Annotated in this window: 20 protein-coding genes; 14 read left to right on the top strand and 6 right to left on the bottom strand. The window is 63.1% G+C overall.

Annotated elements, in window-relative coordinates; all coding sequences use genetic code 11:
- Positions 1 to 24 precede the first annotated feature (24 nt).
- Entirely contained in the window at positions 25 to 531 is a 507-nt protein-coding gene (def, locus tag BN1079_RS12500) for a peptide deformylase (protein WP_037024834.1), read from the bottom strand.
- 149 nt (positions 532 to 680) lie between these two features.
- Here def and BN1079_RS12495 point away from each other — a divergent pair, with 149 nt between their 5' ends.
- From BN1079_RS12495 to tsaC, 3 genes are all read left to right on the top strand, one after another.
- The gene (locus BN1079_RS12495) at positions 681 to 1706 is read left to right on the top strand and encodes a LysM peptidoglycan-binding domain-containing protein (protein ID WP_037024832.1); all 1026 of its coding nucleotides are present in this window, start codon (positions 681 to 683) and stop codon (positions 1704 to 1706) included.
- Positions 1707 to 1785: 79 nt separating this feature from the next.
- A complete protein-coding gene (gene dprA, locus BN1079_RS12490; RefSeq protein WP_037024830.1) occupies positions 1786 to 2886 on the top strand; it encodes a DNA-processing protein DprA in 1101 nt (366 codons plus the stop codon).
- Between the two features lie 49 nt (positions 2887 to 2935).
- Positions 2936 to 3493, top strand: coding sequence for an L-threonylcarbamoyladenylate synthase type 1 TsaC (gene tsaC, locus BN1079_RS12485; RefSeq protein WP_037026915.1), 558 nt, complete (start codon positions 2936 to 2938; stop codon positions 3491 to 3493).
- A 154-nt stretch (positions 3494 to 3647) separates the two neighbouring features.
- Here the strand turns inward: tsaC and BN1079_RS12480 are convergent, their stop codons facing one another.
- Positions 3648 to 4625 carry a quinone oxidoreductase family protein gene (locus BN1079_RS12480; protein WP_037024829.1) on the bottom strand — a complete coding sequence of 326 codons (978 nt, stop codon included), beginning with the start codon at positions 4623 to 4625 and terminating at the stop codon, positions 3648 to 3650.
- Positions 4626 to 4770: 145 nt separating this feature from the next.
- Between BN1079_RS12480 and hemF the strand changes: the two genes are divergently transcribed.
- Together hemF and aroE are read left to right on the top strand one after the other, a co-directional pair.
- Positions 4771 to 5685 carry an oxygen-dependent coproporphyrinogen oxidase gene (gene hemF / locus BN1079_RS12475; protein ID WP_037024825.1) on the top strand — a complete coding sequence of 305 codons (915 nt, stop codon included), beginning with the start codon at positions 4771 to 4773 and terminating at the stop codon, positions 5683 to 5685.
- 23 nt (positions 5686 to 5708) lie between these two features.
- Positions 5709 to 6527 carry a shikimate dehydrogenase gene (gene aroE, locus BN1079_RS12470; RefSeq protein ID WP_037024822.1) on the top strand — a complete coding sequence of 273 codons (819 nt, stop codon included), beginning with the start codon at positions 5709 to 5711 and terminating at the stop codon, positions 6525 to 6527.
- A gap of 7 nt (positions 6528 to 6534) precedes the next feature.
- Here aroE and BN1079_RS12465 read toward each other — a convergent pair whose 3' ends face one another.
- Together BN1079_RS12465 and BN1079_RS12460 are read right to left on the bottom strand one after the other, a co-directional pair.
- On the bottom strand, positions 6535 to 7146 hold the full coding sequence (locus tag BN1079_RS12465) for an NAD(P)-dependent oxidoreductase (RefSeq protein ID WP_037024820.1): 612 nt from the start codon (positions 7144 to 7146) through the stop codon (positions 6535 to 6537).
- Between the two features lie 35 nt (positions 7147 to 7181).
- On the bottom strand, positions 7182 to 7496 hold the full coding sequence (locus BN1079_RS12460; RefSeq protein ID WP_037024818.1) for a DUF883 family protein: 315 nt from the start codon (positions 7494 to 7496) through the stop codon (positions 7182 to 7184).
- Positions 7497 to 7661: 165 nt separating this feature from the next.
- On the opposite strand from BN1079_RS12460, the gene pbpG reads away from it, so the two are divergent.
- From pbpG to BN1079_RS12435, 5 genes are all read left to right on the top strand, one after another.
- Positions 7662 to 8585, top strand: a complete 924-nt coding sequence (gene pbpG / locus BN1079_RS12455) for a D-alanyl-D-alanine endopeptidase (protein ID WP_037024816.1) — start codon at positions 7662 to 7664, stop codon at positions 8583 to 8585.
- A gap of 102 nt (positions 8586 to 8687) precedes the next feature.
- Complete coding sequence (treS, locus tag BN1079_RS12450) at positions 8688 to 10757, top strand: maltose alpha-D-glucosyltransferase (RefSeq protein ID WP_037024815.1); 2070 nt, start codon at positions 8688 to 8690, stop codon at positions 10755 to 10757.
- Positions 10758 to 11032: 275 nt separating this feature from the next.
- A complete protein-coding gene (locus tag BN1079_RS12445; RefSeq protein ID WP_037024813.1) occupies positions 11033 to 11476 on the top strand; it encodes an NfeD family protein in 444 nt (147 codons plus the stop codon).
- A gap of 31 nt (positions 11477 to 11507) precedes the next feature.
- On the top strand, positions 11508 to 12371 hold the full coding sequence (locus tag BN1079_RS12440; protein WP_037024811.1) for an SPFH domain-containing protein: 864 nt from the start codon (positions 11508 to 11510) through the stop codon (positions 12369 to 12371).
- 82 nt (positions 12372 to 12453) lie between these two features.
- On the top strand, positions 12454 to 12957 hold the full coding sequence (locus BN1079_RS12435) for a DUF4126 family protein (protein ID WP_037024808.1): 504 nt from the start codon (positions 12454 to 12456) through the stop codon (positions 12955 to 12957).
- Positions 12958 to 13041: 84 nt separating this feature from the next.
- On the opposite strand, the gene yghU is transcribed toward BN1079_RS12435, so the two are convergent.
- Positions 13042 to 13887, bottom strand: a complete 846-nt coding sequence (gene yghU, locus BN1079_RS12430; protein ID WP_037024805.1) for a glutathione-dependent disulfide-bond oxidoreductase — start codon at positions 13885 to 13887, stop codon at positions 13042 to 13044.
- Positions 13888 to 14284: 397 nt separating this feature from the next.
- Positions 14285 to 15352 (bottom strand): UDP-glucose 4-epimerase GalE, encoded by a 1068-nt coding sequence (gene galE / locus BN1079_RS12425; RefSeq protein ID WP_037024803.1) that lies wholly within the window; start codon positions 15350 to 15352, stop codon positions 14285 to 14287.
- A gap of 401 nt (positions 15353 to 15753) precedes the next feature.
- Here galE and BN1079_RS12420 point away from each other — a divergent pair, with 401 nt between their 5' ends.
- Genes BN1079_RS12420 through BN1079_RS12405 form a run of 4 tightly spaced genes read left to right on the top strand, consistent with a single transcriptional unit; the run spans position 15754 to position 21118 of the window.
- Positions 15754 to 16938, top strand: a complete 1185-nt coding sequence (locus BN1079_RS12420; RefSeq protein ID WP_037024801.1) for a glycosyltransferase family 1 protein — start codon at positions 15754 to 15756, stop codon at positions 16936 to 16938.
- Positions 16926 to 18164, top strand: coding sequence for a UDP-galactopyranose mutase (glf, locus tag BN1079_RS12415; RefSeq protein WP_037024799.1), 1239 nt, complete (start codon positions 16926 to 16928; stop codon positions 18162 to 18164). Before BN1079_RS12420 ends, glf begins: the two co-directional genes overlap by 13 nt.
- A 12-nt stretch (positions 18165 to 18176) precedes the next feature.
- Positions 18177 to 19331 (top strand): glycoside hydrolase family 1 protein, encoded by a 1155-nt coding sequence (locus tag BN1079_RS12410; protein ID WP_037024797.1) that lies wholly within the window; start codon positions 18177 to 18179, stop codon positions 19329 to 19331.
- Complete coding sequence (locus tag BN1079_RS12405; protein WP_037024795.1) at positions 19328 to 21118, top strand: ABC transporter ATP-binding protein; 1791 nt, start codon at positions 19328 to 19330, stop codon at positions 21116 to 21118. The genes BN1079_RS12410 and BN1079_RS12405 overlap by 4 nt, the downstream gene beginning before the upstream one ends.
- Positions 21119 to 21141 lie beyond the last annotated feature (23 nt).

Raw genomic sequence — 21141 nt, 5'->3', positions numbered from 1 at the left:
TAGCAAGCCTTCGAAGTGTGGGTCTCAAGCCTGCTGGCGGTGAATCTTTTCCAGCTTCTTCTTGATCCGGTCGCGCTTGAGATTGGACAGGTAGTCGACAAACAGCTTGCCGTTGAGGTGATCGCACTCGTGCTGAATGCACACCGCCAGCAGGCCCTCGGCTTCCAGCTCGAAAGGCTGGCCGTCGCGGTCCAGCGCCTTGATCCGCACCTTCTGCGGGCGGTCGACATTCTCGTAGAAGCCGGGTACCGACAGGCAGCCTTCCTGATACTGGTCCATTTCGTCGGTGAGGAACTCGAACTCGGGGTTGATGAAAACCCGTGGCTCGCTCTTGTCCTCGGAAAGGTCCATTACCACCACGCGCTTGTGCACATCCACCTGAGTTGCGGCCAGGCCAATTCCCGGTGCGTCGTACATGGTCTCGAACATATCGTCGATCAATTGACGAATGCTGTCATCGACCACTTCGACCGGCTTGGCGATGGTGCGCAGGCGTGGATCGGGAAATTCGAGGATGTTCAGAATCGCCATATACGTTTGTGATGCACTTATGGAATAAATTCAAAAGCCGCTGCTAAGATGCCGGGCAGCTTGTAAAACGGCTTAACGCCGCTTTCCACAAGGATTACCGCGGCGCCCGGGCGCTTTACGTGAAGGCACATCATAAAGGGATTCACCACATGAGGAAATCACTACTCGCCTTGCTGCTGGTGGCGGTTAGCGGTATCGCCCAGGCTGAAGTTCAGCTCAAGGCAGATCATCCCGAGCAGTACACCGTAGTCAAAGGCGACACGCTCTGGGACATCTCGGGGCGATTTCTGCGTGAACCCTGGAAGTGGCCTGAACTCTGGCATGCCAATCCCCAAGTGGAAAACCCGCACCTGATCTATCCCGGTGACCGCCTCAGCCTGGTCTATGTTGATGGCCAGCCACGGCTGATGCTCAACCGCGGCGCTTCGCGCGGCACCATCAAGCTCTCGCCCACGGTGCGCACCACACCGATGGCCGAAGCCATTCCCACCATCCCGCTGCAGGCGATCAACAGCTTTCTGCTGAGCAACCGCATCGTCGACAGTGCGGAAGAGTTCAATGGTGCGCCCTATATCGTTGCGGGTAATGCCGAACGGGTTATCAGCGGCTCGGGTGATCGGGTCTATGGCCGTGGCGTTTTTGAAGACAACATCCCGGTCTACGGCATCTTCCGCCAGGGCAAGACCTATATCGACCCGGAAACCGGAGAGTTCCTCGGCATCAATGCCGATGACGTCGGCAGCGCAGAGATTGTCGACATGGAAGGTGATATCGCCACCATGATGCTGACCCGCGTTACTCAGGAAGCGCGTATCGGTGATCGCCTGTTTGCCAGTGAAGAACGTGCGGTCAATTCCTCCTTTATGCCCAGCGAGCCGGAAGAGGAAATCAACGGCCTGATTCTCGACGTGCCGCGCGGTGTGACGCAGATCGGCCAGTTCGATGTGGTCACCCTGAACAAGGGCGCCCGTGATGGCCTCAAGGACGGCAACGTCCTGGCCGTATACAAGACCGGCGAAACCGTACGCGACCGGGTTACCGGTGAGAATGTGAAGATTCCCGATGAACGTGCCGGCCTGCTGATGGTGTTCCGCACCTACGAGAAGCTCAGCTACGGCTTGGTGCTGCAAGCCACACGCTCGCTGGCGGTACAGGACAAGGTCCGCAACCCCTGACAAACAAGCCCCGCTGATGCGGGGCTTTCAGCTTCTGGGTGCCGCACGGATGCAGCGCCCGGCAACAAGGAGGTTTGCCATGCCCGCCATTTCCCCCGCCGAACTAGAAGCACGCCTGCGTCTGCACCTGTTGCCCGAACTGGGGCCACGGCGCCTGCAGCGGTTGCTTGAAGCCTTTCCCAACGCCTCCTCTGCCCTGAGCGCACCGGCCAGCGCCTGGCGTTCGCTTGGTTTGCCCCTTAGCTGCGCCGAGTACCGCCGCGAATCCTCGGTGCGTGAACGTGCTGCCGCAGCGCTGACCTGGCTGGAGCAACCTGGCCATCATCTGCTGATGTGGGATGACCCCAGCTACCCTGCGTTATTGGCAGAGCTGCCGGATGCTCCGCCGCTGCTGTTCGTCGAGGGCGACGTCAGCCTGCTGGAACGCCCGCAACTGGCCATGGTGGGCAGCCGCCGCGCTTCGCGTGCAGGGCTGGACAATGCACTGTCGTTCGCCCGCAGCCTGGCGCGGGCCGGCTTTGTCATCACCAGCGGCTTGGCGCTGGGCATCGATGGCGCAGCCCACCAGGGTGCGCTGGATGTTGATGGCCACACCATCGCGGTACTGGGCACCGGCCTGCAGCGGCTTTACCCGGCGCGCCACGTGGGCCTGGCCGGCAGAGTCGTTGAAGGCGGTGGTGCGCTGGTATCGGAACTGCCGCTGGATTGCCCGCCGCAGGCATCCAACTTTCCCCGGCGCAACAGAATCATCAGCGGTCTTTCCCTGGGCGTACTGGTGGTCGAGGCCAGTCCGTCCAGCGGCTCGCTGATCACCGCACGTCTTGCCGCTGAGCAGGGCCGCGAGGTGTATGCCATTCCCGGCTCCATTCATCATCCCGGCGCCCGCGGCTGCCATCAGTTGATCCGCCAGGGCGCGGCGCTGGTGGAGGGTGTCGAGGATATCCTTCAGGCTCTGCGGGGCTGGCAGCAGGTGGTGCCGCACGCAACGTTGGACACGGCGGCGCCCGAGCCCGAAAAGCATGAGCTGCTCGTCCAACTACACGCAGCGCCCATGAGCAGCGAAGCCCTCGCCAGCGCGCTTGATCGACCGCTCGCGCAGGTGCTCGCCGAGCTGACCGAACTGGAGATCGAAGGCCGGGTGGCCTGCGAGCATGGCCAGTGGATTGCGTGCAGCGGTTGAGCGCCCTGCTCAGGTAAACTGCCGCGGTTTTCCTTCAGCTGGGGTCATGATGTTCGGCAATTGGCGTATACAACAGGCGGCGCGTGTGGTGCGGGCCGGTGGCGTGATTGCCTATCCCACGGAGGCCGTCTGGGGCCTGGGTTGCGATCCCTGGGACAGTGACGCGGTGTATCGCCTGCTGGCGCTCAAGGAGCGGCCAGTGGAAAAGGGCCTGATCCTGATCGCCGGCGACATCAGGGATTTCGACTTTCTTCTCGCTGACCTGCCCGAGCGCTGGCTTGATCGGCTGACTAGCAGCTGGCCGGGCCCCAATACCTGGGTGGTGCCGCACCGCCAGCTTCTGCCCGAATGGATCACCGGACGGCACGATACCGTGGCGCTGCGCGTGACCGACCACCCGCTGGTGGCCCGACTCTGTGCATTTACCGGACCGCTGGTGTCCACCTCGGCCAATCCAGCCGGCCGCCCTTCTGCCCGTTCGCGTCTGCGAGTAGAGCAATATTTCCCGCGCCAGCTGGATGCCGTTCTCGACGGCCCGCTAGGTGGAAGACGCAACCCCAGCACCATTCGCGATGTGCGTAGCGGCGAAGTCATACGGGCCAGTTAGCGTTGGGCTAACCCTGTTTGAGCATGCGTGATAGCAATGGAAAAGCTTCGCGCCGAGGGCTGCGCTCCCACCGAACAAAGCCTCCGCTCCGGTGGGAGTCGCGCCCTCGCGGCGAATGCAGGCCTAAGGACTGCAAATAGGGAAAGCCGTATATCTACGGCAGCAGGATGGTCGACCCAGTGGTGCGTCCCTCTGCAAGCAGGCGCTGGGCTTCGGCGGCTTCGCCAAGTGCGAAACGCTGACCGATCTCCACCTTGATCCGGCCGCTTTCAATCATTTCGAACAGCTCGGCGGCCATTGCCTGCAAGCGCGGCGCCGTGTCGGCATAGCCCGCCAGGATCGGCCGGGTGACGAACAGCGAACCCTTCTGCGCCAGCACGCCCAGGTTGACGCCCGTTACCGCACCCGAAGCATTGCCGAAGCTGACCAGCAGGCCGCGCGGCGCCACGCAATCGAGGGAGATTTCCCAGCTGCTCTTGCCCACCGAGTCGTAGACCACCGGACACTTTTGCCCGTCGGTCAGCTCCAGTACGCGCTGCACCACATCCTCGCGGGTGCGGTCGATGGTTTCCCAGGCACCCAGTGCCTTGGCGCGCTCGGCCTTTTCTTCCGAACCGACCACGCCGATCAGCTTGGCGCCCAGAGCCTTTGCCCACTGGCAGGCAATCGAGCCCACGCCACCGGCTGCCGCATGGAACAGAATGGTTTCGCCTGCCTGCAGCGGATACACCTGGCGCAGCAGGTATTGCGTGGTCAGGCCCTTGAGCATCACCGCCGCCGCCTGCTCGAAGCTGATCGCCTCCGGCAGCTTCACCAGATGCTGCGCCGGCAGTACATGATGCTCAGCGTAGGCGCCCAGCGGGCCGGTGGCGTAGGCGACGCGATCACCGATCTGCCACTGATCGACGCCCTCCCCCAGCGCCTCGATCACGCCGGCGCCTTCGGTTCCCAGCCCCGACGGCAGGCTCGGTGGCGCGTAGAGGCCGCTGCGGAAGTAGGTGTCGATGAAGTTCAGGCCGATGGCATGGTTGCGCACGCGGACCTCACCGGCTGCGGGAGCGGGAATCTGGGTCTCGATCTGTTCGAGAACCTCGGGACCACCGTGCTGGCTGAATTGAATGCGCTGCGACATGGGAAGCTCCTGGGGGTGGACCTAAAGGAGTCTATCCAACCGCCCTGCCAGGAATTCGTCAACCGGGTGGATGATATGCTTACGCCTTTTCACCCCGGCCTAAGCCGTCGGGGATGTACTGCCCATCAAATGCCAAGGTGATTTCGTGAGCGACCGGACCGAAGCCGTCAAAGCCTACCTGCTCGATCTGCAGGACCGTATCTGCGCCGCACTGGAGGCCGAGGACGGCAGTGCGCGCTTCGTCGAGGATGCCTGGGAGCGGCCGGGTGGCGGTGGTGGCCGTACCCGGGTGATTGAAAGCGGCGCGATGATCGAAAAAGGTGGCGTCAACTTTTCCCATGTGTACGGCAGCGGCCTGCCGCCTTCGGCCAGTGCCCATCGGCCCGAGCTGGCCGGGCGCGGTTTCGAGGCCATGGGCGTGTCGCTGGTGATCCACCCGCACAACCCGTACGTGCCCACGTCACATGCCAATGTGCGCCTGTTCAACGCCGAGAAGGAAGGCGAAGAGCCGGTCTGGTGGTTCGGCGGCGGTTTCGACCTGACGCCCTTCTACGGATTTGATGAAGACTGCATCCATTGGCACCAGGTCGCCCGTGACGCCTGCGCGCCCTTTGGGGCCGACGTCTACCCGCGTTACAAGGAATGGTGCGACCGCTACTTCCACATCAAGCACCGCAACGAGCCGCGCGGTGTCGGTGGGCTGTTCTTCGACGATCTCAACCAGTGGGATTTCGACACCTGCTTCGCCTTTATGCGCGCAGTCGGCGATGCCTATCTGGAGGCCTATCTGCCGATCATCCAGCGCCGCAAGGCCACGCCTTACGGTGAGCGCGAGCGTGAATTCCAGTTGCTGCGCCGTGGCCGTTACGTGGAATACAACCTGGTCTACGACCGCGGCACGCTGTTCGGTCTGCAGTCGGGCGGGCGCACCGAGTCGATCCTGATGTCGCTACCGCCGAATGTCAGCTGGGGCTATGACAAGAATCCTGCGCCCGGCACGCCGGAAGCGCGTCTGACCGAATACTTCCTGAAGGATCGCGACTGGCTCGCTGACGCCTGATTTCTAGCAGCTTGGAGTTTTTCATGGACCGCTACGGCGTATTCGGCAACCCCATCGGTCACAGCAAGTCACCGCAGATCCACCGCATGTTCGCCCAGCAGACCGGTCAGGCGCTCAGTTACGACGCCCTGCTGGCTCCGCTGGATGATTTTCCCGGTTTCGTTCGGCAATTCTTCGTCGAGGGGCGCGGCGCCAACGTCACCGTGCCCTTCAAGGAACAGGCCAGGCGTCTCGCCGACCAGCTGACCGAGCGCGCCCGCCGCGCCGGGGCGGTAAACACCTTGCACAAGCTCGACGATGGGCGCCTGCTGGGTGACAACACCGATGGCATCGGCCTGGTACGCGACCTGCTGGACAACGCCGGTGTGACCCTCCAAGGCAAGCGCATCCTGTTGCTGGGGGCCGGTGGTGCGGTGCGTGGCGTACTGGAGCCGCTGCTGGCGCAACGCCCTGCCACGCTGGTGATTGCCAACCGTACCCTGGCCAGGGCTGAACAATTGGCCGAGGAGTTCGCCGAGCTGGGGCCGGTCAGCGCCAGTGCTTTCGAGCAGCTGGAGGGCGCCTTCGATGTGATCATCAACGGCACCTCGGCCAGCCTTGCCGGCGAGCTGCCACCGCTGGCCGTTGAGCTCATCGCTGCCAGCCGGACCTTCTGCTACGACATGATGTACGGCGCCAAACCCACACCGTTCTGCCAATGGGCCATCGACCTTGGCGCCCACAGCCGCGACGGCCTGGGCATGCTGGTGGAGCAGGCGGCGGCGGCTTTCGAACTGTGGCGTGGTGTACGGCCGGAGTCGGCGCCGGTGTTGCTGGAGCTGCGGCGTCAGCTCGAGGGTTGAAATCTATTCAGAAGTGGAACTGGATCTGCTGATGCAGGTGTTGCGGACGCTCCAGCTCGTCGACCAGGCCGGCGGCGATACGTCGTAACTGCACGCGAGGATCGTTGCTGGGCAGCCCGTCGATATCGCTGAAGTCTTCGATGGACAGGTCCTCGCCGGCGGTGCTGGCATCCACCAGGGTCCATTTTAGCGGATGCGAGGCGATCAGTTGCCGGGCGGCTGCCAGTTCCGACTCCTCGGCATGGGCATTGAAATCGGCCACCAGCAGCAGACGTTGGACGCCGGCGTCGGTCATGCCCGAAAGCAGCGACGACACCGCCTGATACAGGTCCTGCGGCCGACCTACGACACTGGCATCAGGCGCGGTCGGAACCGAAGGGCTATCGAACAGGCAGATCACTCCATGCATACCGGCCACGCTGCGGGACACGCTGGTGGGATCGAACAGATCGCCGGCCTTGGTGCGCAGCCCGGGACGGGCAGTCATGGAGTTGAAGTCGTTGATCAGCGCGACAGCCTCGTGTTGCCGGCTCAACAGCTCGCACAGCACCGCGTTGCCCAGGCTGGAGTGCGCTCCGTAGAGCGCAAACTTGAGACGTGGCGTTTCGGCGTTGAGCATGGCGGTGCCCTCAGCAGGTCTTTGACGCAGGCGGTTTACGAGCGACGCGTGGCCAGATAGCCGATCAGGGCCACGGCACCTGCTGCCAGCGCCAAAGTGCTCAGCGGATGCCGGCGTGCACATTCGCCGGCCATGCGCGTGGCCTCACGGCTACGTCGGGACAGTGCTTCGCGATGCTCATCCCAATGGTTGTCGTGCCAGAGCGACTCGGCGCGCGAGCGCAGATCATTGAAGCGATGACGCGACCCGCGGCTGGCGTCGCGCTTGAGCTCGTCCAGTGCGTTCATCAGGTTGTGAATTTCGCGCTCGATCTCGTCACGAGTGGTGATTTTGCTGCTGAAGCGGGACATGAGAACCCTCCCCTGGATGGATATCTGCTGGTTTGACAGCCAGCACGCCTGAAGGTGCGACGATTCTCTTCTACACTCCATCGACACAAACCTGTCTGGGGCGGCTTTTCCGTATACTGCGCGCCGCGTGACACCACCTATTTCGCCACTTCTCTGGTGCTTGTTTTGAAACTACGACATTCCATTTTCGGCCTGCTGCTGGCTTGCAGCAGCGTCATCGCCAGCCCCGCCTCGTTCGCGGCGCCGGCGCAGCAGGAGCTGGCCTCCGGCAGCGCCCTGCTGGTCGACCTGAATACCAATCAGGTCCTCTATTCGAGCAATCCCGATCTGGTGGTGCCGATTGCCTCGGTCACCAAGCTGATGACAGCCATGGTGGTCCTGGATGCTCAGCTGCCGCTTGACGAGCAACTGCCCATCACCATTCGTGACGCAGCGGAAATGCAGGGGGTGTTCTCGCGGGTGCGCATCGGTAGCGAAATCAGTCGTCGCGAGATGCTGCTGCTGACGCTGATGTCTTCGGAAAACCGTGCGGCCGCCAGCCTGGCGCACCACTACCCGGGCGGTTATGCCGCCTTTATCCAGGCGATGAACCTCAAGGCCAGTGAACTGGGCATGAGCAGCACCCGATATGTCGAGCCCACCGGTCTGTCGCAACACAACGTCTCCAGTGCCAATGACCTGGTCAAGCTGCTGCGTGCCAGCCGCGCCTATCCGCTGATCGACGAACTCAGCACCCAGGGCGAGAAGACCGTGGCCTTCCGCAAGCCCAACTACACCCTGGGCTTTCGCAACACCAACGCCCTGGTGCGCAAGCCCAACTGGGATATCCAGCTGACCAAGACCGGCTTCACCAACGCTGCTGGCCATTGCCTGGTGATGCGCACCGTGATGGACCGGCGTGATGTGGCCTTCGTGGTGCTCGACGCCTTCGGCAAGTACACCCATATGGCCGATGCCAATCGTCTGAAGAAATGGCTGGAAACCGGTAAAACCACACCGGTGGCACCGGCCGCCCTGGCCTACAAGGCGCAAAAGCAGGCCGAGCGCCAGCTGGCCGGACAGGCCGGTGAGGTAGCCGGCGCGCGCTGACCGGAGTTTTCAGCGACTCGTTGCATCGCCTGATGCAACGATGCCGGTGCGTCCGACTCAAACGACACATCGTCCCTTGCGCACCGGGAAATGCATGTCGCTATGAGTACACCTGACAGCAGCTATATCGAATGGCTGGAAAGCCAGTCCATGCTACGAGCGGCCCGTGAGCGGGCCCGCTACTATGCCGGCCAGGCACGGCTCTGGCAGCGCCCCTACGCACAGGCGCGCCCGCGGGATGCAAGTGCGACGTCCTCAGTGTGGTTCACCGCCTATCCCGCGGCGATCATCACCCCAGAGGGCGGCTCGGTGCTCGAGGCACTGGCGGATGAGCGGCTCTGGAGCGCCCTTTCCGAGCTTGGCGTACAGGGCATCCACAACGGTCCGATGAAGCGCTCCGGCGGCTTGCGGGGTCACGAATTCACCCCGACCATCGACGGCAATTTCGACCGCATCAGCTTCGACATCGACCCCAACCTCGGCACCGAGGCGCAGATGCTGCAGCTCAGCCGAATGGCCGCCGCGCACAATGCCATCGTCATCGACGACATCATCCCGGCACACACCGGCAAGGGCGCCGATTTCCGTCTCGCGGAAATGGCCTACGGCGACTATCCGGGCCTCTACCACATGGTGGAAATCAACGAGGAGGACTGGCCGCTGCTGCCCGAGGTGCCGGCAGGGCGAGACTCGGTCAACCTGTCCCCGGCGGTAGTGGACCAGCTCAAGGACAAGCACTACATCGTCGGCCAGCTGCAACGGGTGATCTTCTTCGAGCCGGGTATCAAGGACACCGACTGGAGCGCCACCGATATTGTCACCGGCGTCGACGGCAAGCGCCGGCGCTGGGTGTACCTGCACTACTTCAAGGAGGGGCAGCCGTCGCTGAACTGGCTTGACCCGACCTTCGCTGCGCAGCAGCTGATCATTGGCGATGCCTTGCACGCCATTGATGTGTCCGGTGCGCGCATGCTGCGCCTGGACGCCAATGGCTTTCTCGGTGTCGAGCGCCGCGCCGAGGGCACCGCCTGGTCGGAGAGCCACCCGCTGTCGCTCACCGGCAACCAGCTGATCGCCGGCGCCATCCGCAAGGCCGGCGGTTTCAGCTTCCAGGAGCTGAATCTGACCATCGACGATATCGCCGCCATGACTCACGGTGGCGCCGATCTGTCTTATGACTTCATTACCCGCCCGGCCTACCACCATGCCCTGCTGACCGGCGATACCGAGTTCCTGCGGCTGATGCTGCGCGAGGTGCATGCCTTCGGTATCGACCCGGCTTCGCTGATCCATGCGATGCAGAACCATGACGAGCTGACCCTGGAGCTGGTGCACTTCTGGACCTTGCATGCCCACGACCACTATCACTACCACGGCCAGACCCTGCCGGGCGGCATCCTCCGCGAGCACATTCGCGAGGAGATGTACGAGCGGCTGACTGGCGAGCACGCGCCCTACAACCTCAAGTTCGTCACCAATGGCGTCGCCTGTACCACCGCCAGCGTGATCACCGCGGCACTGGGCATTCGTGACCTGAACAGCATCGACGCCGCCGATATCGAGCAGATTCAGCGGCTGCATATCCTCCTGGTGATGTTCAACGCCATGCAGCCCGGCGTATTTGCCCTCTCCGGCTGGGATCTGGTCGGCGCCCTGCCGCTGGAGGCGGCGCAGGTCGAGCATCTGATGGGTGACGGTGATACCCGTTGGTTGCACCGAGGCGCCTATGATCTGGCCGATCTTGCACCCGAAGCTGAAACCTCCGCCGAAGGCTTGCCGCGTGCGCGTGCGCTGTACGGCAGTCTGGTTGATCAGCTGCAGGCCCCCGGCTCTTTCGCCTGCCAGCTCAAGCGCATCCTCAGCGTGCGGCGCGCCTACGATATTGCCGCGAGCAAGCAGATCATGATTCCCGATGTGCAGGCGCCGGGGCTGCTGGTCATGGTGCATGAGCTGCCCGCAGGCAAGGGGGTGCAGATCACCGCGCTGAACTTCAGCGCCGAATCGATCAGCGAAACCCTCTGCCTGCCCGGCATAGCGCCCGGCCCGGTGGTGGATATCATCCATGAACGGGTCGAAGGCGACCTGACCGATGACTGCGAGCTGACCCTGCACCTCGATCCCTATGAAGGCTTGGCGCTGCGCGTGGTCAGTGCGGTATCGCCGGTGCTTTGAAACGCCGGCCTGACCGGCAATAGCGTGCCGAGGGCGACGGGTTTGGCAGGGGCATGTCGAAGCCGGCGTTTTCGGACGCCCGAATTCGCTGACCTGGCCGGTTGCTGCCGCCAGGCGTCCTGCCCGTTGAGCGCACTTGTGGTGTGCGTCGTTCTGCGCCCCAGCAGATGAATGACAGCCTTCCGATAATCCGCAGAAAATAGGTTCATACTCGCCCGGCTCGTGCGCATGAGCCGAGCGCGGGCATGGGTGCGTGCACTGACAATGGAGCCGAAATGACTATCGAATGGTGGTACTGGGCGGTCGGCGGTTTGCTGCTGATCATGCTGGAGCTGGTGATTCCCTCGTTCTTCGTGATCTGGTTCGGCATGGGCGCGCTGCTGGTGGCGGCAATCCTGCTGCTGGCTGGTGATCTGTCGCTGACGATGCAGCTGGTGATCTGGGCCCTGGCTTCGCTGGCCATGGTGGTGCTGTGGTTCAGGGTGTTCAAACCCAGCCGACACAAAACGCTGATCGGCACCGCCGCCGGCGAGGTGATTGGCGAAGTGGGTCTTCTGGTCGGCCAGGTCGAGCCGTTCCAGCGCGGACGGGTGCGTTTCCAGCGGCCCATCCTGGGCGCCGAGGAGTGGGCCTGTGTAGCGGAGCAAAGCATCAGCGCTGGCGAGCGCGTGCGGCTGGTTTCCGTTGAAGGCAGTTATCTGAAAGTCGCTAAAGCCTGAACAGGTTGTTTCTTACTCAAGGAATCGTGTCATGAATGAAGGACTGATCATTGCTGGCGTAGTGCTGGTATTTATCGTCATTACCATCGCCAAGGGCGTGCGCCTGGTGGCCCAGGGCGAGGAGTGGGTGGTGGAGCGGCTGGGCAAGTACCACACCACTCTGCGACCGGGGCTGAATATCCTGATTCCCTATCTGGATAACGTCGCCTACAAATTGGTGACCAAGGACATCATCCTCGACGTGCAGGAACAGGAGGTCATTACCCGCGATAACGCGGTTATCCTCACCAATGCCATTGCCTTTATCAAAGTTACCGACCCGGTCAAGGCGGTTTACGGCATTACCGATTTCTCCGAGGCGATCCGCAACCTGATCATGACCACCCTGCGCTCCATCGTCGGTGAAATGGAGCTGGACGAGGCGTTGTCCTCGCGCGACCGGATCAAGGCGCGCCTGCGCGAGAGCATCGCCGACGAAGCGGTGGACTGGGGTCTGACGGTCAAGTCGGTGGAAATTCAGGACATCAAGCCTTCGGAATCCATGCAGCGCGCAATGGAGCTGCAGGCCGCCGCAGAACGTGAGCGCAAGGCCACCGTGACCCGCGCCGAAGGCGCCAAGCAGGCGGCCATCCTCGAGGCCGAGGCGCGCCAGGAGTCCGCCCGCCGCGACGCCGATGCCCAGGTGATGCTGGCAGAAGCCTCGGCAGAAGCGATCCGCCGGGTCAGCGGTGCCGTCGGCAATGAGAGCGCGCCGATGATGTACCTGCTCGGCGAAAAATACATCGCTGCCCTGGATCGTCTCAGCCAGAGCGATAACGCCAAGACTGTGCTGTTGCCCGCCGATATCCAGGAAACCCTGCGCGGCGTGGTCGGCAAGTTCGGCGCGCGCAGCTGAGCACTGCTTTACAGCTGACGATAAGCTGAACGCCTGTACCTCTCTCCCGGTCGGAATTAGACAAGCCACCGGGAGCCACCTCATGAGCACATCCAGCAATCTGTTATGGGCCGCCCTGGCCATCGGGGCGGTCACCGGTATGCGCAGCATGCTGGCGCCGACCCTGGTCAGCCGGGCGTTGAGCGAGCGGGGCGATCTGCAGGGTTCGGGTGAGGCGGTACAGCTGCTGACCTCGGATACCGCGCAAACATTTCTACCGGTGCTGGCAGCAGGCGAGATTGCCGGCGACAAGCTTCCGTTTGCGCCTGATCGCACCATTGTGCCGTCGATGATGTTTCGTGCCTTGTCCGCAGGGGTGAGTACGGCGGCGCTGGCCGGGGCGCGGCGCGAGCCGTTGCTGATGCCGGTATTGCTCGGCGCGACGGCAGCGCTGGTTGCCTCGAAGATCGGCCTGAGCCTGCGCAAGCCCTACCAGCCCAATGCGCTGCTCAACGCCACGCTCGGTTTGGCTGAGGATTGTCTGGCGCTGGGCCTTGGTCGGGTCGGGTTGCGTCAGGCACTGGGCGAGGAACGCCGCGGGCGGTGATGATGCGGGTAGGGTGGATAACGCGCGAAGCGCTTATCCACCGTGGCAGGTGGAAAAGGCTGCGACGTTTTCCACCCTTGTGACTCAGTCCAGATCTGCTGCGCTGTGGCGTTCCGGCGCCTGCTCGGACTCATCGCCCCAGGTGCGGTTGACCTTGCGTCCGCGAATCACGGCGGGGCGCTTGGCGATTTCGGCGGCCCAGCGCTGTACGTGCTGGTAATCCTGCACTGAGAGGAATTCACCGGCCTGGTACAGCTCACCCATCGCCAGCAAGCCGTACCAGGGCCAGATCGCCATGTCGGCGATCGTGTAGTCATCGCCAGCGATAAAGCGCCGTTCGGCCAGCTGGCGGTCGAGTACGTCGAGCTGTCGCTTGGTTTCCATGGCATAGCGGTTGATCGGATATTCGTACTTTTCCGGTGCATAGGTATAAAAATGCCCGAAGCCGCCCCCGACGAAAGGCGCCGAGCCCATTTGCCAGAACAGCCAGTTCAACGTTTCGGTACGGGCGCGGAGTTCAGTGGGCAGAAAGGTGCCGAATTTTTCCGCAAGGTAGACCAGGATCGAACCGGATTCGAACACCCGTAGCGGTTCGCCGCCCACGCTGTGATCGGCCAGTGCGGGGATCTTCGAGTTGGGGTTGATATCGACGAAGCCGCTGCCGAATTGGTCGCCATCGCCGATCTTGATCAGCCAGGCATCGTACTCGGCGCCGCTGTGGCCAAGGGCAAGCAGCTCTTCGAGCATGATGCTGACCTTGACGCCGTTGGGCGTGGCCAGGGAATACAGCTGCAATGGGTGCTTGCCCACCGGCAGCGCCTGTTCCTCTCTCGCCCCGGCCGTAGGCGCGTTGATGCTGGCGAACTTGCCGCCCGAAGGCGCATCGTGCGTCCAGACCTTCGGCGGAACGTAGGAAGTGGTGTCAGTCATGGCAATCCTCACGAGCGGTTGGTGGAGAAAGTTCGGCTACAGCGGGCCGTACGGCCGATCATACGCAGGTCGCTGCGAGTGACCGTATCGAGGCCACCTTCTTGGATCACAAGCGGAAGGCCGGATTCCGGCATCCTTGGTCGACAAACAGCTGAAATTCGCCATCTGACGAGCTTTGATCATTCAGCATCAGAAAGCGGAAAACTTGCACGGACCATCATAGCAAGGGGTGCTGTTCCGATTCCCGGCCAGGCGCTGGCCAGAACTTCTCTATTGACCTGGCGAGGCACAAGGCTTCGCAATCTGAGCACCGGGCATCGATTCTGCGGAGCGGGTGGAAGAGGGGAGCAGTCGGCAGGTGCAATCCGTGCACCTGTCTGGGTGAAGCCGGGCGGGGTTAGCTGGCCAGCGCCGTGCTGAGCGGCGCGCTGGAAGTGGCGGTGTTCTCTTGCGGCTCGGCATAGCCATGGGGGTTACGGCTCTGCCAGCGCCAGGCATCGGCAAGCATGGTCACCAGATCCTTTTCGGCACGCCAGCCGAGTTCCGCCCAGGCCTTGCCCGGCTCCGACCAGCACTGAGCGATATCCCCGGCGCGGCGTGGCTTGATCACGTGGGGCAGGGGGCGGCCGGTGACTTCCTCGAAGGCGGTAATCATCTCGCGTACCGAATGCCCCTTGCCGGTGCCCAGGTTCCAGACCGATACCCCGCGCACCTGCTCCAGGCGATCCAGCGCTTTGAGGTGGCCTTTGACCAGGTCCACCACATGTATGTAATCGCGAATGCCGGTGCCGTCAGGGGTCGGATAGTCCGCACCGTAGACGCTAAGCTGCTTGCGCCGCCCGACAGCCACTTGAAGCATGTAGGGCAGCAGATTGTTCGGCACACCGTTGGGGTCTTCGCCGATCAACCCGGACTCGTGGGCGCCGATGGGGTTGAAGTAGCGCAACAGGCCGATGGACCAGCGCGGATCGGATTCGGCCAGCCCCTTCAGCACGTTTTCCGCCATCAGCTTGGACTGGCCGTAGGGGTTGGTCGGGGTGCCGGTTGGGCGATCCTCGGTAATCGGCATCACCGGTGATTCGCCATAAACCGTGGCCGACGAGCTGAACACCAGGCGAAAGACCCCGGCTTCTGCCATTGCCTGGCAGAGCGTGATGCTGCCGCTGACATTGGTTTCGTAGTAGCGCAGTGGCTCGCGCACGCTTTCGCCCACAGCCTTGAGTCCGGCGAAATGCATGACCGCACGGATCGGGTAGGAGGCGAACAGCGCCTGCAGCAAGGCGCGGTTGCGCACGTCGCCCTTGATGAATTGCGGCGCTCGCCCGCTCAGCTGCGCGACCCGGTCAAGGGCGGTTTTAGAGCTGTTGCAAAGGTTATCCAGTACGAGCACTTCTTCGCCTGCAAGAAGCAGCTCCAGTACTGCGTGTGAGCCGATATATCCCGCTCCGCCAGTGACCAGAATCATCTATTTCCACCTCCGCAATGCAGTTTGTGGACGCGAACGGAACACACCCGGGCTGCCGTAAAGACAGCGCCGCAGGGAAATCTCCAGAGAAAGTACGACCTGCCGAGCCGGGCACCAAAGCGGGTTGCGTGCACGACTGAGGCCGAGTGAGTCAGGCGTCCTGAAATAGTGACGGGTGGGGTGGCGCGCAAGTTCAACCCACCCGCCAGCCGGCAATTGGCAGGGGCGGACGCGAGAGCAAGAAAAGGCCAGTCGTCAAGCGCTTCCCGGCGAACGGTGCGTCTGAAACCGAACTATTGCGCGCGCTGTACGCCTTATATGTTGCGCAGGAGAGCACCGAATTCACGCGCGATGCCGCAGAAGGGACGCTGACCGCACCGCCGCCCGTACCGAGGTTTCTCATGAGCTGGGCTGGCCCCTTTCAGTACGAAATAGGCAAATCCCCCCACAAGTCTGCCGAACCGGCGGAGGTGGTCTTTGACGAGCAGGTTCCGACACTGTTGTGCCTGTCGCACCTGCGTTGGAGTTTCGTCTACCAGCGCCCCCAACACCTGATGTCGCGCTTCGCCCGCGACTTCAACGTGCTGTTCTGCGAAGAGCCTGTCCCTACCGAGGATGCCCAGCCCTGGCTGGAGGTGCGTCCCGAGGAAAATGGCGTGCAGGTTCTGATCCCGCGTCTGCCAGCCGGCTGCGAAGGCGAGGCTGCCGAGCCGGTGCTGCGCCGTCTGGTGGACGGCTACCTGGCCAAGCTGGGCGTGGAGGATCTGCTGCTCTGGTACTACACGCCAATGAGTCTGGCGTTTACCGATCACCTGGAGCCGAAGGTGGTGATCTACGACTGCATGGACGAGCTGTCGGCCTTCCATGGTGCGCCGCCACAGTTGATCGAGCGTGAACGCCAGCTGCTACGCCGCGCCGACCTGGTATTCACTGGCGGCTACAGCCTCTATGAGGCCAAGCGCAAGCATCACGACAACGCGCACCCCTTTCCCAGCAGCGTCGACGTTGATCACTTCGCTGCGGCGCGGCGGCCCCAGGCCGATCCGGCGGATCAGGCCGAGATTCCGCTGCCGCGCCTCGGGTTCTACGGCGTGATCGATGAGCGCCTGGACCTGCCGCTGATCGCCAAGGTCGCTGCACAGCGCCCCGACTGGCAGATCGTGCTGATTGGTCCGGTGGTGAAGATCGACCCGGCGTTGTTGCCGCAACGCGACAATATCCACTACCTGGGCGGCAAGACCTACGACGAGCTGCCGCAATACCTCGCCGGCTGGGATGTGGCGATCATGCCGTTCGCGCTGAACGAGTCGACCCGCTTTATCAGCCCCACCAAAACCCCCGAATACCTGGCCGGTGGTCGCCCGGTGGTTTCCACGCCGATCACCGATGTGGTGCGTACTTATGGCGACACCGGCATCGTGCGTATCGCCGACAGCCCCGAGGCGTTCGTCACAGCCTGCGAGGCGGCCCTGGCTGATGCCGAAGACCGCGACAGCCTGCTGGAAAAGGCCGACGAGATCCTCGGCGACATGTCCTGGGACCATACTTGGAGCCTGATGAAGGAGAAGATTCAATGCGCAATCTGAACCCGCAAGACAGTCATCCTGAGCGTCTCGGCGGGGTCGGCGGCGAGCTGCCGCAGCGCCAGAGGGGCTTCGACTATCTGATCGTCGGTGCCGGCTTTGCCGGTAGCGTGCTGGCCGAGCGTTTGGCGGCCGGGCTGAACAAGCGAGTGCTGGTGGTCGATCGCCGCTCGCATATCGCCGGCAATGCCTACGACTACTACGACGAATCCGGCGTGCTGATCCACCGCTATGGGCCGCATATCTTTCACACCAATGCCCAGCGCATTGTCGACTACCTGTCGCGCTTCACCGAGTGGCGGCCCTACGAACACCGCGTGCTCGCCCAGGTGGATGGGCAGGAAGTGCCGATTCCAATCAACCGCACCACCCTGAACAAGCTCTACGGGCTGGATCTGCAGACCGATGAGGACGCCGCGCATTACCTGGCCAGCCGCGCCGAGCCGGTGGAGAACATCCAGACCAGCGAAGACGTGGTGATCAACGGCATCGGCCGCGAGCTGTACGAGAAGTTCTTCCGCGGCTACACCCGCAAGCAGTGGGGCCTGGACCCTTCGCAACTGGACAAGTCCGTCACCTCGCGCATTCCCACCCGCACCAATACCGATGATCGCTACTTCACCGACACCTTCCAGCAGATGCCCAAGTACGGCTACACCAAGATGTTCGAGAAGATGCTGGCGCACCCGAATATCAAGGTGATGCTCAACACCGACTACCGCGAGATCCGCGACGAGGTGCGCCACGATCATCTGATCTTCTGCGGCCCCATCGACGAGTATTTCGATTACCGTTTCGGCAAGTTGCCCTATCGTTCGCTGAAGTTCGAGCATAAACAGCTGGATCAGGAGCAGTTTCAAGCGGTCGGCACGGTCAACTACCCGAGCGAGGATGTGCCCTACACGCGTATCAGCGAATACAAGCACCTCACCGGACAGGTGCACCCCAAAACCAGCGTCACCTATGAGTACCCCAGCGCCGAAGGCGATCCCTATTACCCGATCCCGCGGCCGGAGAACGCCGAGCTGTACAAGCGCTACCAACAGCTGGCCGAGCAGACGCCGGGGGTGACCTTCGTCGGACGTTTGGGCACCTACAAGTACTACAACATGGACCAGGTGGTGGGTCAGGCGCTGGCACTGTACAAGCGCATCGAGGAGGCCGAGCGCGGCTCAGAGTCCGAAGCGAGCCCGGAACACAACCAGTCGCTGACCGAACAGGCCCCCTGAGACGAGACCAAGATGCATCAGCCCACGCTATTCAAGAGCTTCTTCATGGGTGGTTTCGAGTGCTCGAATCATCGCCGCAGTGATGGTCGGCGTCTCGATCTGCTGGCCGCCACCGGCCACGATCGCTGGGCGGCGCACGACTACGCGGTGTTGCAGCGCCATGGTCTGCGTAGTGTGCGTGACGGTCTGCGCTGGCACCTGATCGAGCCGGCGCCGGGTCAGTATGACTGGTCGAGCTTCCTGCCGATGCTGCTGGCCGCGCATCGCCAGGGCACCCAGGTGATCTGGGATCTTTGCCATTATGGCTGGCCGGACGATATCGATATCTGGCGGCCGCAGTTCGTCGAGCGTTTCGGCCGTTATGCCGCTGCCGTTGCGCAGCTGGTCAAGGATGAAACCGATACGGTGCCCTTCTACGCGCCGCTGAATGAAATCTCGTTCTGGGCCTGGGCCGGCGGTGACGAAGCCTATTTCAACCCCATGGCGCGCGGCCGCGGCTTCGAACTCAAGCATCAGCTGGTGCGCGCCACCATTGCCGCCATGCAGGCGATCCGGGACGTGGAGCCGCGCGCGCGTTTCGTGCAGGTCGATCCGGCCATCCATGTGGTGGCGCCCAACGACCGTCCCGGCCCGCAGCGCGAGGCGGAGCGTTTCCGTCAGAGCCAGTTCGAGGCCTGGGACATGCTTTGCGGTGAGCACTGGCCGGGCCTGGGCGGGGCGCCGGAATATCTCGATGTACTGGGCGTCAATTACTACTCCGACAACCAGTGGTACCTGGGCGATGGCCGCACCATCGAGCGTGATAACCCGGACTACCGGCCGTTCAAGGGCATCCTCAGCGAGATCTGGCAGCGCTACAAGCGCCCGCTGCTGATCGCGGAAACCGGCGCAGAGGGTGATCTGCGCGGCGACTGGCTGCGCTACGTCAGCGAGCAGGCCGGACTGGCCATGCAGCGCGGGGTGCCGGTGGAAGGCATCTGTCTGTATCCGGTGCTGGACTATCCCGGCTGGACCGATGAGCGCCATTGCCCCACCGGCCTGCTGGGCTTCCCCGACGAAAATGGCAACCGCAAGGTGCATGAAGGACTGGCTGACGAGCTGCGTCTGCAACAGATGCGATTCAGCCAGTTCAGCGCTGCCTCGCCGCTTGCCCAAGCACTGCCATGAACGCCCCGGAAAAGCCCACGCGGGCGAAAACCTCGTCGGTGCCGCTACCCAGCACGCCGCTGGCTTTTCTCTGGCGTTATATCCGCGCCCGGCCCTGGCATTTCGGCGGCTTGCTGGCGCTGATCATCGGTGCCGCCAGCTGTGCGGTGGCCGTGCAGTACGGCATGAAGCTGCTGGTGGACGCCATGGCCCAGGGCGCTTCTGACCGCAGCGCCAGCAATGTCTGGTTTCCGCTGTGGCTGTTTATCGGCCTGATCGTGGTCGAGAACGTGTTCTGGCGCCTTGGAGGCTGGCTCGGCTGCCGCACCGTGGTGGCCAGCGTGGTTGATCTGCGGGTCGATCTGTTCAAGCATTTGACCGGCCATCCGATGCGCTACTTCACCGAGCACTTTGCCGGCTCGCTGGGCAATCGGATTTCGGCGCTGGGGCAGGCGGCGGGAGCCATTTACGGCGGCCTGGCCTGGAAGATCGTGCCGCCTATCGTGGATTTCATCGGTGCGGTGGTGGTGCTGTTGACCGTCGATGTGCGCATGGCGGTCGCGCTGATTCTGTTCGTCGCCATCGTCGCGGCATTGATCACCGGCTTTGGTATTCGTGGCCGCGCCAAGCATCAGCGCTTCGCCGCTCAGTCGGCGCGAGTCGGTGGTGAGCTGGTGGATGCGGTGTCCAACGTCTGGACCATCAAGGCTTTCTCCGCCCGGGATCGCGAAGCCGAGCGGCTGGCGCAGGAAATCGGCTACGAAGCGCGGGCTCAGCGCCGGAGCTGGATGTACCTGGAAAAGGCCCGGGTGATGCACGATATCTGCCTGTCGGTGATGGCCGGCGGCATGCTGATCTGGGCCATCAGTCTGTGGCTCGACGGGGAGGTGACCGCAGGCGACGTGGTGCTGGTCAGTGCTCTGACGTTCCGCATCCTGCATGGCTCGCGGGATCTGGCGCTGGCGCTGGTGGACGCCACGCAGCAGGTCGGTGCCATTGAGGACACCCTGCGCATCATTGTGCAGCCCCACGGCTTGGAGGACAGCGACGCTCAGCTGCTGCTTGCCGAGGGCGATATCACCTTTCAAGACGTCAGCTTCAGCTACCCGGATCGCGGCGCGGTGTTCCGTCATCTCGATCTGCACATTCCCGCCGGGCAGAAGGTTGGCGTGGTGGGCTCGTCCGGTGCCGGCAAGTCGACCCTGATCAATCTGATCCAGCGCCTCGACGACGTGCAGGACGGCTGCATCCTGATCGATGGCCAGGACATCCGCGGGGTCAGTCAGGACAGCCTGCGCGAGAAGATCGCCGTGGTGCCGCAGGAAACCGCGCTGTTCAATCGCAGCATTCGCGAAAACATCCGCTATGGTCGGCCGGGCGCGACGGATGAAGAAGTGATTCAGGCGGCGCGCCATGCGTTCTGTGACAGCTTTATCCGCGAGCTGCCGGAAGGCTACGACACCCTGGTCGGCGAGCGTGGCGTGATGCTCTCCGGTGGCCAGCGCCAGCGTCTGGGCATCGCCCGAGCGTTCCTCAAGGATGCGCCGATCCTGATCCTCGACGAGGCCACGTCAGCGCTGGATACCCAGTCCGAAGCCGAGATTCAGACGGCGCTCAACGATCTGGTGAACAACCGTACGGTGGTCGCCGTGGCGCATCGTCTGTCGACCCTGTCCAGCTTCGACCGGATCATCGTGCTTCGCAACGGTCGCATCGTCGAGGACGGCCCGCCCCATGAACTGCGCAGCCGCGGCGGCGAATTCGACGCACTGTGGCGGATGCAGGCCGAAGGTTTCAGCCGGACGTAGGGTGGAAACGGCGAAGCCTTTTC

Source organism: Pseudomonas saudiphocaensis (genome assembly GCF_000756775.1).
Lineage (GTDB): Bacteria > Pseudomonadota > Gammaproteobacteria > Pseudomonadales > Pseudomonadaceae > Stutzerimonas > Stutzerimonas saudiphocaensis.
This window is presented reverse-complemented; position numbering and strand designations above follow the sequence as displayed.